Consider the following 16,314-nt stretch of genomic DNA (forward strand, 5'->3'; position numbering starts at 1 on the left):
TCTAGCTCACTGACCAAAAATTTATATGCATCATCCAACAATTTTTTTTCGCTTGTATTCAGTGCTTTTTCCTTCTTTATACGGATTAAATCACGTATAACTTCAGCACCTTCTTGTATTTCACCCGTTTTTATTTTATCTGTGTTTACTTTATACCTTTGTTTCCAAGGCATTAATTCGCCTGATTCTCCATGCTGAAAAATGTGTATAATGCGCGTTAATGTAAGTATATCAATAACTGGGCGTATATTCGAACTCAATATTTTGCCCTTAGGAATCATGATTTGCATATTACTAAGGGACATTTTTATGACATAATAAAGTTGCTTTTTCCCTGAGAACTCTTTTTCTTCTATGGCTTCAATTATACCTGCTCCGTGCATTGGATAAACAATGTTATCGCCAATTTGAAACATATAACCCACCTCCATATGTGGTAACCTTCTCAAGCTTAACACATATGTTATTTTTTATCAAATATTCAATAATATCATGAGTTTATTTTTAGTGTCAATCACTTTTTTCTTCGGAAGTTAAATTAAGGAAAACAGCCGCAAAATAATAGAGAGCGTTCTAGATTTCAAATAAAAGAAAAGGGAATTCCCACGCGTATATTCTGAAATCTCTACTCATTAACGTAGATCAGTTTTTCCTTGAAAACGGCCAAATCGATCCCGTATTTTTTTCAATCTTATATGATACTCCAAAATCTCAATTCTTGCTTTTTCTGCTAGAGGGGCAATTGGTCGTAAGTCTTTTAACCCCCAATACTCAACCACTACATCAAGTACTTGATCAAAATATTGTAGTGGCCCATAGTTTGCTTCTTTTGCAATCACAGCCATTCTATTTTCAAAATCAGGCATGACGGCACCTGGCATTTTAAAATTCCTAATCACATTGGCAATATGGTAGCAATAATTTGGTTCCAATTCTAAATGTGTTCGAATAACGTCTCGATAAAACGCATAATGAAGTGTTTCATCTTTTGCAAGACGGCGTAATAATGTAGCAAGATCTGGATCATGCTTACTTGCCACCTTAGCTACATTATTGTAAAACACCATTGTTGCAAGTTCTTGTAGCGTCGTATACGTCATGGCTTCGATTGGTGTATGAAAATCAGGCTCAAATCCACACTCAACGACTGATTTTCTTAATTCATGTATACGTTTAGGGTTTACACTTCGAGTGAGTAGTAAATATGTCTCTAATAAATTCGAATGTTGATCCTCTTCTGAGGTCCAAGTATGAATAAAGTCTGTAATAACAGAAAGGGAACCTTTAAAAGTCGCAGATAAATACGTTGTAAACCATGGTAAATTCACTTCTGTTAATAAAGCTGTTTCAATGGCCGTAATTACACCAGAAGGGAGAGTAACTTGACTTTCATCCCAAGGAACTCTTTTAAAGTCCATTCCCTTATCCCATGGTAAAAACTCATGATAACCCCAGTCTATCTTCTGCGCTCTTATTTTATGTTGTTCATACAGTTCTTTTAAACGTGGTTCTAATCGGAAATCTAAATCATTTGTTAGCATATAAGTGCCCCCTTTTCTTACCATGAATATTCAGCTTATTTTTATCTCTAAAAATTTTCTACAAATAAATATTACTTTCCTTTTTTTAAATCAAACATAACAAACTTGTAACAAAACTCTTTAAGAGCGCTATATTTTCATAGGATTTTTTTATCAAAAGAGGGACCGTTACATCTATTTTCTTTTTTATAAAATAGATATTGAGGCAAACAATATGTTAGTTAGTCAAAATAAAAACTAACCTCAGTAAATACAGAATAACATTCATGGATAAAGATACTCGTCATGTTGTAAATTTTGGTGAGTGTAAAAAGGTGCATACCTATAAAGAATCGTTTTATAATAAAGATTGATAGTGTTTTATATACACTATCAATTTATTTAGACGTAAGATTATAATCCAATATATTAGATTAAGCGCTTGAAAAAAATATAGTTGATGAGATAGCCTTAAACGACAATTCCCAACAAACTTAATGCACATTGGCTATGATGAGTTAGACCAAATTTTGTGAAACAGTATACAAAAAAAGGGAAGAGGCGATAAACATGCAGTCAACGGAAGCGCATATGAAGGAAAAACAACGTAGAGAAAAAATAGAAATTATATTTAGTCACAGGGTAAAAGGGGAGAATTTTTTTCACGGTTCTTCCTATCAATGGAAAAACATTGTATATCAAAATTATAATAGGATACAACAAAAAGAGTTGGAAATTGAACAACTCATTTCGAAAATGGAAAAAGAAGGGATCCGTTTTACGCAGCACCGTTCACTCATACACTATCCCGTCATTGATTTCGTAAAATATATAGCTAAGATTTATAAGGAGCCCCTCGAAATAAAATAATCATATTTATAAAAGGTTTATTTCCGGGGATTTTTTTAACTTAAAACCAGGGGTACCGCCCCATTTCCATCAAGATAAAGTTTTATAACACCCCAAAACGAAATTTTTAGGTTTTATTGTGAAAAAAGCCTATTTATCGTTTTGGGGTGACCTGTTTTCTTAGGTTGATGGGGTACCGCCATCAACCTAAGATTACCCAAAGATCTAAAAAGCCATGCCATTGCTTCTCCACGAAGAGATCGTGGAATACATCAATCACAGCCTTTTCTATCGAACTTGTAGCAACTGCCCAGCTGATTCCATGGAGAATACGTAAAATCACTAAACATATAACCCCTGTTACCCAAGTATAAAAATACATTGTCTTTACAAATAATACTCAAACATTTTTGCAACCTTTTCTTTTATTTTTTCTTTTATAGATAATTGATTGACGTCAGAGGATGTTACTTGCTTTGAATTTTGTAAGTCTGCATTAATCACAGGTTTTATTTTCGAAATATAGATAGGGTCATGAATATAACAGTTCATTTCTTCATTTAAATGAAATGAGCGTGAATCAAAATTCACGGTCCCAACCATCAATACTTTTTCATCAATCAAAAATACTTTACCGTGTAACACCCCTTTTTTATAACCATATACTTCCATACCCTGTTTTAATGCTTTTCGGATATATGGATATGCTGCTTCTTTAACTAATAGTGCATCCGAATGAGGTGAGAATAGAATTTTGACACGGACTCCCCTCTTTCTTGCATCTACTAATGCGTTCCAAATAGTTCTGTCTTTTGGTATAAAATAAGGTGTTAATATAATAATGGATTCTTTTGCTTGTTGAAACAGCATTTTATAATCTTGCCCAAGTTTTCCTCCACTATAATATGCAGTAAATCGTTGCGAGGTTGCTCCCTTTTCCTTTTCCGCATTGTGTATCGGAATCGGTTTCTCTGAGTTTCTCTTCCAGTCTAATACAAATTGTTGTTCTAAATCTTGAACTCCTTCTCCTCGTATTTGAAGATGATAATCTCTCCAATAACCAAGTTTTTCTTTTTCCCCCAAATACTTCTTTCCGATGTTGAATCCACCAATGTAACCAACCTTTCCATCAATAACTGAAATACGACGATGATTCCGATGATCCAAAGAAGAAAAAAGATAAGGGAAAGCAGGTTTATTGTAATATGTAAAATGAACTCCTTTTTTAACTAATAATTCTCTTTCCTTTTTCTTTAGTAAAATTCCACCTAACCTGTCCAAAGCATAGTATACTTCTACACCTTCTTGACTTTTTTTCCGTAATAACTCTAGAAACTGATGGCTTACTTTATCATCAGCAATAGAAAAAAAGTTAACATGCACGTAATGCTTTGCTTTCTCTATATCTGAGAATAGTTGATTGTTTAACTGTTTCCCATCTGTATACAAAGTAATATCACTTTGACGCATAGGGTATTGACTAGAATTCTGGCTAAATACCCCATTTTTTTCGGCTATCGTTCTGTCAATTTCACCCCAAACAAACAGAACTAAACATCCACCGATAAATAAAAAGAGGAATACTCGGAAAATTCTTCCTATCTTTTTCAGCATATTTAATCTCCTTTATATATTATCGTTTTATTTCTGTTAGTTTTTGTTATTGGGACAAAACTATTCCATGCATCTATTAGCTAACAAAATCCTTCTTTGAATGATTAACTATAAAATTTCTCATTCGCATAACCCTAAAATTGGAAGTCGTACGATGATAACAAAATAGGCATTCTATATTTTGAAGTACATTTACAAGGAGGAATACTACATGACAGTAAGCACTAAACTTAAACAAACTATCGCTGGATTAAAGAGTGCTCAAGCATGCCTAGAAGGATTTGTTCTTGATACTGATAACAAGCAAGCAAAACAATTATATAAAGATGCAGCACAACAAACTCAAGAAATTATTGAATCTTTAAATCCTCGTCTTCAACAAATTGAACATGAAGAGCCTCAGTACAAGTAATAACATAATACCTTTCACATAGAATATCGTCCCCATGGAAGAGTGCTCAGCTTAAATAACGATTATCATAATGCTAATTACGATTAAAGGGTCTCACCATATTGCCATCAATTTAAGCATTCAAAATTACCCCAAAATAAAAAAATGAGTTCAACTCTCATGGACACCTATGAAAAGATAAAATTTTCGTTTTTGGGCATTTCAAAATATTAGCTTGATTGGCATAGGGGTACCGCCACATACCCATCAAGCTAAAGATGTATATTCCATGCACTTCTTTTCTTGATGCTCACATGCTTGATATTTTTATTTGTTTTTAAAGTTTGCTTTTGATTAAAAGGGAAAATACACGCTATAAAAATAAAACCCCAATTTCTCTATATTAAAATTGAGAAATTGGGGTTTAGTCACGTAATAATATTTTTTATTTAAAACAAGTAACTGATTAATAATCCTGCCGATAATAAAAAGCCAAAAATCGTATTTGTCATCGCTGTTGATTTCATTGCGATGCGCATATACCCGGGATCCTTTGCTCCTTTTTGGAAACTTCGAATGGCAGAAATTGGCTTTCTCAAACCTAGGAACATAACTAATGCCCAAGGGCTTATATAACCCATCAATACAATTACGGCGATCCATAAATAAGCAATGAAAAAGGCTACAGCTAGTGTTACTATTGCTTTTTCTCTCCCAAGGAGGATTACTAATGTCTTTCTTCCACCTTTAATATCTTCTTCGATATCTCGGATGTTATTCGACATGTTGATTGCACCGACTAAAATTCCGATTGGAATGGAAATCAATACACTTTCAATCGTTATCGTATTCGTTTGAATAAAGAAAGCAATGAGTACAAAACATGTCCCCATTAACAATCCAGAAACTAATTCTCCAAATGGAGTGTACGCAATTGGTAATGGACCACCTGTATATAAGTAGCCAACCGCCATCCCAATTAAACCAATAACGACTAACCACCAGCTGCTATTCATACAAATATAAACTCCAATAATTGCTGCTACTACATACAATAAAAGCGCAACTGTTAACACATTTTTTGGTTTCAATCCGTGACGGACAATTCCGCCACCGATACCAACAGAATCAGCGGTATCTAATCCACGTTTGAAATCATAGTACTCATTAAATAAGTTCGTTGCTATTTGCAATGCTAAACATGCAACCATCATCGCAATAAATAAAAGCCAATGAATGTCTGTAACATAAAGTGATGCTACTGTTCCTAAAATTACAGGAGAAAACGTCGCCGTTAATGTATGCGGGCGCGTCATCTTCCATATTAATTTAGCGGAACTAATTTCTTTTTCTGTCCCCATAAATCTGTTCAATCTCCCTACATTTTAAGTATAAATTACTAGCAGTATCTTTCTATCTATTTTCTGCTTCACATCTATTATATCAAAAAAAGAATTGGCGATAGAACTTTAATGCTCTTGCTTGCACGATAACTTTGCATCAAAATATCGTTTTTTCTAATATGGGGTACAGTTGCATGCCCATCAACTTAAGAATTTCATAATACCCCCAAAACAAAAAAATTGTACATTTTCACCTGGATATGCTATTTTTCTCGTTTTGGGGTATTTTCTTTTCTTAGGTTGCTCGACTTGGAATAGCAATTGTACCTGCCGAACCGCCAAAAACTGCTAATAATTAAACAAACTTTTTACATAACAATTTAACTCCTCGTAGTTTTCTACTAAGGGTTAAATTGTTCAAAGGGTATTCCATTTGAGGTTTAATCAAATTATGTTCTCAAATGAAATTTTGAGGTACACATTCACGAACACCGGAATTTTTCAATGAGTTAAATAAAGCTGCACTGATTCTTAATAGGACGTTGTTATCAGTTCCATCTTCTAAATCATAGATTACAAAGTATGCATTATCGACTGTAAAAATACATTTTCGTTCTAATTTAAATCCAGGTGGTACAGTTGGAAATTCATCACTTGGTACAATTACAGGTGTATCACCTTCATCTCTGATAAGATTGAAAGTTTGCTCGTCAATTTCGTAGATATTAACTGGATCAATTTCTACACCTTTATCTGGAATTGTAATTTCATCTTCAACTAATAAGAAAAACGTTGGTTTCGAAAATTGAAAAGAGATCTTGCTCCAATTTCAAATGATGCCACTTTATATTCACCTCCTTTGCAACTTTTTTATCGATTTAAAGTTACCTTCATATGGTATATCAGATTAATAGATTTGGTTACGGCTTGTACTACGCAAATTACTAAATTAAGAGTTTTATCATATATGAATTATTGATAACTCCCGCTAACGAGAATTATGTAAATGAGCTGTCCAAACGGATGGCTTATTTTATTTTTGCTTAGCTTGATTTTTCCCCAAATGCTGGCGATACCCCATGCCAACTTAAGAAATTGGTAGTTCCCCAAAACGAAGAAAATTTTCGTTTTGAGGACACTTCAAAATATTAGCTTGAGGGCATGGGACTGAACCCCTAATGCTTTATTTTAATAATAATTCTTTTCATAAAATAAAACCCAGTTATCAGTCTAAACCATTTTTTATATCTAACAATAACAAGTGTGCTTCTTTACCTTTCAGATAGTCTCTATTATTCTAATTTCTTCATTTCTTTCAGCCATGCTATCTCCTTTTCTGAAGCATTTTCTATTTTATACAGTTCATAGCTCCCCTTTATCTCATCTATCACTACAAATTCAACTTCATTTCGAACATAGCTTTTAGTTTTTCCCTTTTTATAACCATTAACATTATCTAATATAGTTTCTCCACTATCTTTTTTATATAAATTATAGCTAACAGGCGGACGGCCAATTACATACTTATTATCAGAAAATCCGACTATATCATCCCTCCCTAATCCTGTCGAAACACTCCAAACAAAAATAATCTGAAATATAGAATAAACAACAATACCGCATATGAATAAAAATAGGATTGATTTAAAAAATAACTTTAAAGATATCCTGCCCAAAAACATTTCCTCCCACTTCACCTCGGGATAGCAAGAACAAAACGTGAATTTTGTACGCTAAGAAACCGAATTTTTATATTGTTGAAATCAATGCCATAAGAAAAAGGGTTACCGCAGTAACCCTTTTTCTTATAATACACGTCATTTAGGTAAGCTATGGATGAATACAGTCAATCTATGAAATTTCCCACAATCTTTTAACTTCCACCAATTCCTGCCCATTGAATTCCATTCTATATATATCTGGTTTTGATGTCTGTAGTAAAAAATTCAAATCATACTTACTGTCATAATACCCCATCATCAAAGTCATTACAGCTCCATGAGTGCCTAATACTACTTTCTGTCCTCGATAGGTGTTTAATAATTCTTTTAAAACTTTTATAGCACGTTTCTGACAGTCGACATTCGACTCTCCTCCCGTTAAAGCAAAGTCGGGATCTATGAATGACTTTTCTATCAAAGGGAATAATTCTTTATCCGACATTCGTTCCTCTTCAGCAATAAAAATTCTCTCTTTTAAGTCCTCAAATACTATAACTTCTTGTCCTATTTGCTTCGCTAACTGCTGAACAGTTAGAATTGAGCGATTGTATGGACTCGAGATAACAACGTCGATTCCCTCACCTTGTAATGCATCTGTTATTCGTTGAACATCTAATTTTCCTTTTTCAGTTAATCCTCTTATCTCTTCTTTTCCAAATTTCGGTGAATCCCCATGTCTCACCATATATATGAAAGTTTTCATAATTACCTCCAGTTTTTTAGTTTTTTTATTCCTTATATAGCTTATATTAATTAAAAAGAACTTTCCCAATGACCATAACTAATAATTACTATAAATCCTTCTGCATGCGATATCTTAAATACATTTCTTTACAATTCCGTGAACGTAAATGTATTAAAATAAAAGAACACGTAAAATGGAGAGCTAAAAAAGGCGAGTTCTGTTCTAGCTCTTTTTTCATCTTCTAATTAATAATTCGTTTGCATATTCACGAGCCCAATGATCGGCGTCTAATACTGTTTCCAAATCTGGATTTGCAATACTATGATGAGCTTCAAGAGTAGAATAAATTGTTTTTTCAATATCAAAAAATGAAATTTTTTTTGTAAATATAGCGCATTTGCAATTTCGTTCGCTGCATTTAAGACAGCAGGTGTTGTACCACCAATTTTTCCTGATTCATACGCATAATGTAAGCAAGGGAATTTTTTGAAATTTGGTTTTTCAAAGTGTAGACTAGCTATCTCTAGTAGATTTAATTTTTTATAGTTTGATTGTAATCTAATTGGATAATGGAATGCATATTGAATCGGCATTCTCATGTCAGGGGCACCGAGCTGTGCCATGATGGATCCGTCTATAAATTCAACTAAAGAATGAATAACGCTTTCCTTATGAATTAAAACATCAATTTTCTCATAAGGGATATCAAATAACCAACGTGCTTCCATGACTTCAAAGCCTTTGTTCATTAATGTAGCTGAATCAATGGTTAGTTTTGCTCCCATTAACCAGTTAGGATGCTTTAAGGCATCTTTAGCTTGTAAGATTTCCATTTCCTCACGCGTTTTATCTCGAAATGCACCACCTGAAGCAGTAACAATAAGCCTCTCAATTTCTTGAGTATTTTCCCCATTTAAACATTGAAAAATGGCAGAGTGCTCACTGTCTACTGGAATTAAGCGGCAGCCATTTTGTTTCGCTAAATCTGTCACAATATGCCCTGCCGCAACTAATGTTTCTTTGTTCGCAATTGCTATATCTTTTTTCGCTTTTAAAGCTTCAATTGTTGGAAGGAGACCAGAGACACCGACAACTGAAGATAATACAAGATTAGAATCAGGTTGAGTTGCAACTTCAATTAATCCATCTGTTCCATATGTGACTTTTGTGTCCGTAGAAATTCGCTTCCGAAGTGCATCTGCTAATTCTTTTGTGCTTACGCTTACAATCCGAGGGTGGAATGTATGTATTTGTTGTTCGAGAAGGTCAATATTGTGATTTGCTGTTAAACCAATAATTTTAAAATGTTCCGGATGAGAAGTGACTACATCTAATGCAGACGTACCAATTGAGCCAGTTGAACCAAGAATCGAAATATATTTTACCACGATAATTCCTCCAAAGTTGTATAATCCCTCTTTGCACACCTATCCTACGATTCTATAGAAAGAATCGTGTATATTTCATTTTAGGCATTATATTATATTGAAATTTTATTCAATCTTTCCTGTGATTGACTATTAGTTCTAACAAACAGACCCTTATATAGGAAAAATGCCCCTATTATTACAATCATACCAATATAAACAGACATCATCGTAGGAATTAAGAATGCACCGACGATAATAGTCATTCTTGCAATTAGGTCCGCCCCAATATCTGATAGACCCGCAAAGGCTGAATATGATCCTCTCTTGTCAGCCGGAATCAGATTAGCTTGTTCTGCATTTCTGATTGGTGAGTAGACAAGTTCACCAACAGTAGCAATAAAATTAAAAATAATTAATACGTACCAAGTGTTTGAAGATGTTACTGCCACATAGCCTATCCCATAGAGCACAAGACCTAAAAGTAACGCTTTTTTCGCACTTAGATGATCTGTAAATTTATTTATAATAAACGTTAAACATACTACTAAAAGCATATTTTGTATGTTAAGAATACTTAGCATCCTCACTCCTACTATTTCAAAGTTCCCAATGCTTATTGGATTGAATGTTTCTGAAAGTCGTACACCAATATAACTGTTTAAAGAAAACTCTGCTGCAAATATGCAGGTAGACCCTATTACAACTCTTAAAAATGCTATATCTTGAATAGCAATTTTATAACTTTGAATTAGATCAAGTACTATATTTCCCTGCCTTTTTTCTAAGCACTCCTTAACTTCTGCAACTAGCCAAATTTTATAAGCAATCGGTACTGTAGCAGAAACACAAGTCAGTAGTATAAACAACTCTTGTTGGTGATTAATGTATAAAAAACCACCTAATGCAGCACCAATTGCCATAGAAAGATTCATAAGCCAATAGTCAATTGTATAGACAGCCTTTCGATTTTCCGGTGTAGTTGAGTCTATGATGATAGCTTGCATGGATGGGCGCCCAAGACTGCTAGTTATTATAAAACCTACATAAGCGATTGCAAATAACCAAATCATCTTATCTGTCGGATATAAGCTTAAAGTCATAAATAAAAACATTAAAGTACTAGAAAAAGAAGTTAACAATAAGATTTTCTTTCGTTGAAATCGATCTGAAATGTAACCTCCAATTAAATTTGAAAAAAAACTTAAAATAACCGTTAAGATTAAAAATAACCCGGCCCATACTTTATTTATTTCTTGAGCAAAAAACAATGCCATGAAAGGCATTACTGCTGATGTAACAGCACGATTAAAAAATGATGTAATTAAGCGTACTTTTATATTTTGCTCAAATTCTTTCCAATTCATCGTATCTCCTCCCCTTGTCTAATGTTATATTAAACTAGACTTATCAAATTAAAAATGGACACCTTCAGAAAAACATGTCCACTTATAAAAGGAGATAGGAAAATGGATAAAACTTTACTGAATCTATGGCAATCATTTTCTTCTGGAAATATAAAAATACAAGACCTAGCAGATTTTTTAAATTTAAGTACAAAGCAAACAGTACGTTACTTACATAAATGGATGGATGAAGGTTGGCTAACTTTCATTTCTGGAAAAGGTAGAGGAAACCCCTCCTCTCTCCAATGGTTGAAAAATATAGAACAAATCTATGAGTCACAAGTAATGGAAATTATGGACCAACAGCCTGTTGAAAAAAGTAGTAAATATTTACTATATAATTGGTCTCCAAACAGTAAACTACGCTTAATGACTAAGTTTCATTCAAAATTTGGCTATATACATAATTCAGATGACAAATTAATTATTCCTAGAAGGAAGCCCTTTTTAACAACACATCCGCTTGAGGCTGCCGATGTACATAGTGCACACATTGTTGCGAATGTCTTTAATCGACTTGTTTATATGGATGAAAAGGGGAACATATTCCCTGAAATAGCTCACAGTTGGGATTTAACTCAATCTACGCTTAGACTATATTTAAAAAAGTCTATAAAATTTCATGATGGATCCATCTTAACAGCGTCTGATGTGAAATTATGTCTCTCAAAATTACGCAGTCATACATACTATAAAGACTTATGGGCACCCATAGAAAAAATAGAAGTTGTATCACCATTAATTATTGATATACATTACCCAAAGGGGTGTAGTTATTGTTTACAAATGTTATGTATGATAAATACAAGTATTTATAAAGAAAATAACGGTCAAATCATAGGAAGCGGTGGTTTTTATATAGGAGAGAATAGCCTGGAGAAAACATCATTGATAGCATTTCATGATTATTTTCAAGAAAGACCTTTGCTAGATACAGTAGAATTCATCCAGGTCCCTCTGGAATTTGATACTATTTATCAATCTTCCAAACACCATAAATGTAATTCTACTTTTCAAGTAGAAAGGAATTCCGGTTTTGGCGTTATAATTATGAATGCTTGGCGCGATTCTTCCATTCAGCACATAGATGTTCGTAATTACTTACATTCTATTATCGCTAACAATATAAATCATATTCATGAATATGATTCTCAAAAAATCCCAAATATTAAAAGCTGTTTAAAAGACATAGATCATCAAATCAATATCCCAAAAAGAAAACGTCCTGAATTTAAAGAACCACTTATTATAAAAGCTACTCAGTATACAGAAGCAACCACAAAATGGTTAATGAATATCTTAGAAAAAGAAAATATACCTTTTCAAGTTAAATGGGTTCCATTTGAAAACTATATTAGGGATGAAAAACTTAATGAACAAGTCGACCTTTTTATTCATGGTGAAGTATTCGAGATGAATCAAGAGATATCATTTTATTATTTTTTAACAGCTAGATATTCACCATTGGCTAAAGTTTTAAAAACAAATAAATCACTAAGAGACCGACTATCTAAATACAAACATACACATTTTGAAGAGTGGCCTTTACTAAATAAGAATCTTGAAAAAGAACTGATAGAGTCCTCTACTATGATTCCCTTATACTATGATACACGCCAAATTCCTTTTTCATCAGATTTAACAAATATTAAGATGAAATATTTTGGGTATGTGGATTTTTCTCAACTTTGGATAAGACCTTTCATTTAAAATTCGCAAGAAACCTAATCCAGTAGAAGCAGGCGATTTGTGTTTATGTGATCTTGGTTACTTCATTTTAGGAGACTTACAAACTATTCATGATAACGGGGCTACTACATCTCGCGGTTGAAGCTGCATACACAGATTTATACCAAGAACCCTGGGCCAGTTTTGAGCATTAGGCTTACTTTTCCCCAAAAACTTTTTTGGACTTATAGCTAGCTTTATTATCTTTATTTACAAGGAACTGGTTATGACAACTACATTCAATTTTTCAAAAGAAAATCCGTTGCTCAAATGCGAACAACGGACCTTCTTTATTTGAACCAATTTAAAACATCCTCGGTAATCTCTTCTGGCCTATCCCAATGCATTAGGTGCCCTGTATCTGTGTAAAGCTTAGTCGTAATATCAATACGCTTCTTAAATTAAGCAATCTGCAATTCTCTTATTTTTAAATAATTATGTGGAAGATCACAATACAATAATAAAATATCATTTTTAATTTCATGCGATTTCAACGTTTTATACACCGTATATTGAAACTTAATTACACTTCTAGCGGTATCGCCAGTATCATGCCATTTCACTTTATTATCTTCTTCTCGCATTAAGTCATAAACCGCACATTCTATTAATGGTGACCACCTGCTGTAAACCATTTTTTCTGATTGGATGAATGCTTCTTTACTGTCAAAAATGTATTCATCAAAATCTTTTTCGTAATGGGTGATTTCTTCCTCTAATGACCGCTTATCATTTAAGTTAATGGTTAGATTACATCTTCACGCCTATGAAATTAATATAGTTTAATAATTGTAATATACGTTTATCATATGTGTGATGTTTCAAAGTTCTATCCAGTCCATTTTTTGCTATTTGTTTTCTTTCTTGTACATGTTCCAAATAATACTCCGCTTTTTGTATAAACTCTCGTGCACTATTAAACGTTTCTATTTCAACACCAGGTATGTAATGCTTCGCTACATCTGGTCGTATATCAGTTAATTGAAAAGAACCTACGGCATTAATTTCAAACGTCCTATTATTTACTGAATAGGCTTGGATATTTGCAGCATTACAATTCAATTCCTGATCATTTGGTGAACGGTGTAAATTTATATTGATTTTAGTCGATACGTAAAATTGTAACGCATCTTCATACTTTGCAAGTGGCAAAAGTTGTATTTTATCCTTTAACCTTTCGTAATTCTTTAACTTCTCCCAACCGAATCCCACAATTTTTATGTTTTTTTCTGCTAAATACTCTGAAATAGAATCAACAAAGGTAAGTCTATTTTCAAATGCTGTGCCTATAAAACTAAGATCATACTTATATGTATCTTCTTTCTGAGAAGGTTTAAACACATCTTGATTTGCTGCTAACGGAAGATGAAACACATTATTACATCCTAACGCTCTATAAAACTTGATACAATTTAAATCTTGCGTAAATATGTAATCATAATACGGAACAAGATTTTGTGTTACATCCGTATAATAAGGATCATCTGTCAGCCAAAGTCCAGTAGTAAAACCTGCACTCTTTATTACTGGCATGACACTAATAATACCCTCGTTTAAACCACCGAGTACCAAAATAAAATCCGGTTTCATTTTTAATGCGGTTTCTATCGCTCGTTCTGGGTTCACCATAATTGTATTACTGTTTACTTTTTGTAAACTATTCAAAATTGCTGCTTCGATCATTGGGTAATAAAAAGGAATTCCTGATTGAATAAATAAAATTTTCTTAGGCGTATTGTCTTTCATGTCAGCCCCCCTATTTCTACATAATCAAAGTGCACGAAAATTAGCAGTCTTTATTCATTTTATGACATCTTACTTTACATGTATAAGCAACGTTTATGTCCATTATGTTGCACTTCCCTCATTTTAGAAGCTGTCACGAAAGGAATAAAATTAGGTTATATTCAGCCCAATTATTAAACATAGAGAATGAATACATAAAAAAAAAAAGAGCCTGCTCGTATAAGTTGGCTCTTTCTCTTTTACAATATCTAATACGCTATACAGCAAAAAAACTATGATTACGGTCAAATTACTTCCAAACAACACCTCGCCGCTCATATTCCATTCTATATTCAACAGCAGCTGCAATTTTAGGACTTGCGAATCTTTCCGTGATCCAAAGTCCTAAATCAACTCCTGAAGTAACTCCTCTTGCGTTAATAACATTCCCTTGATCCACAATTCTGTAAGGAAGCAGTTCTGCTCCATATTCACTCATTTCATTCTGCGCCAAATGATGCATTGTCGTCTTTTTATCATTCAATATACCGGATGCAGCTAGTAACATACCTCCAGTACAAACTCCAGCAACGATCGTTCCTTCATTGTGCATCTCTCTAATTATTTTAGTCAAAGTACCAAGCTCAGCTTCCTTTCGCGCCCCATGTTCAGCTTTATGATTCCAGCCACCACCAGGCACAATTAATAAATCTGGGCGATTATCCATTCGTAAAAAATCATGTAGTTTCACCGTAACTCCAAATGAAGTAGTAACTTCTTGTTTCTGTACACTTGATACGAGTTCAACCGTAAATGGAGCCCCTTCTTCTATCGCTCTTTTCAATACTTCAAAAGGTGCAAAGGAGACCAGTTCTCCAAAACCATCAAACAATACAATTTGTATTTTCATTTTTTGAACACCTCATATACTTTCTTTTTCGCATCCAAAATTAGAAGAATAAATGTTATCTACAAATTAACAATGATGATAGTCTTTCTCCTCTCACTCTATAAACTTCCAAATGTTTTTCCAATTCCCTCTCATCACTTATTACAAGTAGCGTTTTCTTCACAAAGTTCCAATTTAAACTACCGGATAACCATAATAATGAAGAAAGCCTTTTATAATCATTTGATGTTAAAATATTATGGGCCTTATACCCTTCTAAAAATGCTCTAGCAACTTTCGAACATACTTCATGCGACTCTATTCCTTCTGTCCGGGAATACCATTTTATTAAAAAGGCTAAACCTTCAATACGATCTACATATCCAATCGATTCAAAATCTACAATCCCTTTTACACATTGATTGGAGTTCCATATGACATTTAAAGGATTTAAATCAGTTTGTACTATATACTCTAGATCATTCGTATGTGCGCTTTCTATATGATACTTAGCGAGATCTATATACCCTCTTAATTCCTTACATGTACCACCTTTATTTTCTAATAATCTTATAAACTCACCATATCCATCTAAATGAGATTTCTTTTGAAAAATCGGGCTTTGAAACGTACTAGAAATATCATGTATCTTTCTTGCTTCCTTTCCAAAGACTTCTGCCATCGTTTCTGTACAATAAGTGACATGTTCCCCTTCCATCCAAGTAGACAATACAAACCGGTACTGTTCCTCATTCCAAGTGAGTAATGTAAAGGACTCTCCCGCCCTATTCTCCTTAATCTGCATAAATGGAATTCCATGCTCTCGTAAATAATACGTAAACCGCACTTGCTCTTTCAATTGTTCATTTGATAACGTCCCAAAGGCCGGATTGATTGTTCGATCGCTATTTATAAACCGTGCTGAGTACCGATCTCCATTTACGATGATTTTATAGTGTAGATCGGTATGCCAACTGTTCATATGTAGTTCTTCTTCAACTATTAATGTACGGATTTCTTTAAAATAGTTCATTAATACATCTTTAATTATATGTTTCATCCTTTTTTCCTTTCAT

At 33.4% G+C, this 16,314-nt stretch carries 13 protein-coding genes and 4 pseudogenes; 3 read left to right on the forward strand and 14 right to left on the reverse strand.

The window, feature by feature from the left end:
* Together RBB48_RS10945 and RBB48_RS10950 are read right to left on the reverse strand one after the other, a co-directional pair.
* Positions 1-416 (reverse strand): CarD family transcriptional regulator (locus RBB48_RS10945; RefSeq protein WP_306007627.1); only part of this gene is annotated, 416 nt, incomplete at its 3' end.
* A gap of 216 nt (positions 417-632) precedes the next feature.
* Positions 633-1,541: an acyl-ACP desaturase gene (locus RBB48_RS10950; protein WP_000957101.1), complete on the reverse strand. Its 909-nt coding sequence runs from the start codon at positions 1,539-1,541 to the stop codon at positions 633-635.
* Between the two features lie 549 nt (positions 1,542-2,090).
* Between RBB48_RS10950 and RBB48_RS10955 the strand changes: the two genes are divergently transcribed.
* Positions 2,091-2,390, forward strand: coding sequence for a hypothetical protein (locus RBB48_RS10955; RefSeq protein ID WP_001191994.1), 300 nt, complete (start codon positions 2,091-2,093; stop codon positions 2,388-2,390).
* Positions 2,391-2,602: 212 nt separating this feature from the next.
* Here RBB48_RS10955 and RBB48_RS31660 read toward each other — a convergent pair.
* Both RBB48_RS31660 and RBB48_RS10960 read right to left on the reverse strand, forming a co-directional pair.
* Positions 2,603-2,769: pseudogene (locus tag RBB48_RS31660) on the reverse strand (MFS transporter); the annotation flags it as partial.
* Complete coding sequence (locus tag RBB48_RS10960; RefSeq protein ID WP_306007628.1) at positions 2,757-3,983, reverse strand: phospholipase D-like domain-containing protein; 1,227 nt, start codon at positions 3,981-3,983, stop codon at positions 2,757-2,759. The pseudogene RBB48_RS31660 and the gene RBB48_RS10960, both read right to left, overlap by 13 nt.
* A 211-nt stretch (positions 3,984-4,194) precedes the next feature.
* On the opposite strand from RBB48_RS10960, the gene RBB48_RS10965 reads away from it, so the two are divergent.
* Positions 4,195-4,395 (forward strand): DUF1657 domain-containing protein, encoded by a 201-nt coding sequence (locus tag RBB48_RS10965; protein WP_306007629.1) that lies wholly within the window; start codon positions 4,195-4,197, stop codon positions 4,393-4,395.
* A gap of 428 nt (positions 4,396-4,823) precedes the next feature.
* On the opposite strand, the gene menA is transcribed toward RBB48_RS10965, so the two are convergent.
* The 6 genes and pseudogenes from menA to RBB48_RS10995 all read right to left on the reverse strand — a co-directional run bounded on the left by menA (position 4,824) and on the right by RBB48_RS10995 (position 10,857).
* Positions 4,824-5,735, reverse strand: coding sequence for a 1,4-dihydroxy-2-naphthoate polyprenyltransferase (gene menA / locus RBB48_RS10970; protein WP_306007630.1), 912 nt, complete (start codon positions 5,733-5,735; stop codon positions 4,824-4,826).
* A 439-nt stretch (positions 5,736-6,174) separates the two neighbouring features.
* Positions 6,175-6,560 (reverse strand): annotated as a pseudogene (locus tag RBB48_RS10975) (spore coat protein).
* Positions 6,561-7,009: 449 nt separating this feature from the next.
* Positions 7,010-7,393, reverse strand: a complete 384-nt coding sequence (locus RBB48_RS10980; protein ID WP_306007631.1) for a hypothetical protein — start codon at positions 7,391-7,393, stop codon at positions 7,010-7,012.
* Between the two features lie 175 nt (positions 7,394-7,568).
* On the reverse strand, positions 7,569-8,141 hold the full coding sequence (locus RBB48_RS10985) for a histidine phosphatase family protein (protein WP_306007632.1): 573 nt from the start codon (positions 8,139-8,141) through the stop codon (positions 7,569-7,571).
* Between the two features lie 216 nt (positions 8,142-8,357).
* Positions 8,358-9,550 (reverse strand): annotated as a pseudogene (locus RBB48_RS10990) (1-deoxy-D-xylulose-5-phosphate reductoisomerase).
* Positions 9,551-9,603: 53 nt separating this feature from the next.
* Positions 9,604-10,857: an MDR family MFS transporter gene (locus RBB48_RS10995; protein WP_306007633.1), complete on the reverse strand. Its 1,254-nt coding sequence runs from the start codon at positions 10,855-10,857 to the stop codon at positions 9,604-9,606.
* A gap of 102 nt (positions 10,858-10,959) precedes the next feature.
* Between RBB48_RS10995 and RBB48_RS11000 the strand changes: the two genes are divergently transcribed.
* Complete coding sequence (locus RBB48_RS11000; RefSeq protein WP_306007634.1) at positions 10,960-12,606, forward strand: ABC transporter substrate-binding protein; 1,647 nt, start codon at positions 10,960-10,962, stop codon at positions 12,604-12,606.
* A gap of 308 nt (positions 12,607-12,914) precedes the next feature.
* On the opposite strand, the pseudogene RBB48_RS11010 reads toward RBB48_RS11000, so the two are convergent.
* From RBB48_RS11010 to RBB48_RS11025, 4 genes and pseudogenes are all read right to left on the reverse strand, one after another.
* Positions 12,915-13,349, reverse strand: a pseudogene (locus RBB48_RS11010) (alpha/beta hydrolase); the annotation flags it as partial.
* A 25-nt stretch (positions 13,350-13,374) separates the two neighbouring features.
* On the reverse strand, positions 13,375-14,370 hold the full coding sequence (locus RBB48_RS11015) for a CgeB family protein (protein WP_306007635.1): 996 nt from the start codon (positions 14,368-14,370) through the stop codon (positions 13,375-13,377).
* A 289-nt stretch (positions 14,371-14,659) separates the two neighbouring features.
* On the reverse strand, positions 14,660-15,259 hold the full coding sequence (locus RBB48_RS11020) for a DJ-1/PfpI family protein (protein WP_088610350.1): 600 nt from the start codon (positions 15,257-15,259) through the stop codon (positions 14,660-14,662).
* A gap of 55 nt (positions 15,260-15,314) precedes the next feature.
* Positions 15,315-16,298, reverse strand: coding sequence for a phosphotransferase enzyme family protein (locus RBB48_RS11025; RefSeq protein WP_306007636.1), 984 nt, complete (start codon positions 16,296-16,298; stop codon positions 15,315-15,317).
* Between the last annotated feature and the right edge of the window lie 16 nt (positions 16,299-16,314).

Source organism: Bacillus sp. MMSF_3353 (assembly GCF_030733445.1).
In the GTDB taxonomy this organism is placed as follows: Bacteria; Bacillota; Bacilli; order Bacillales; family Bacillaceae_G; genus Bacillus_A; species Bacillus_A wiedmannii.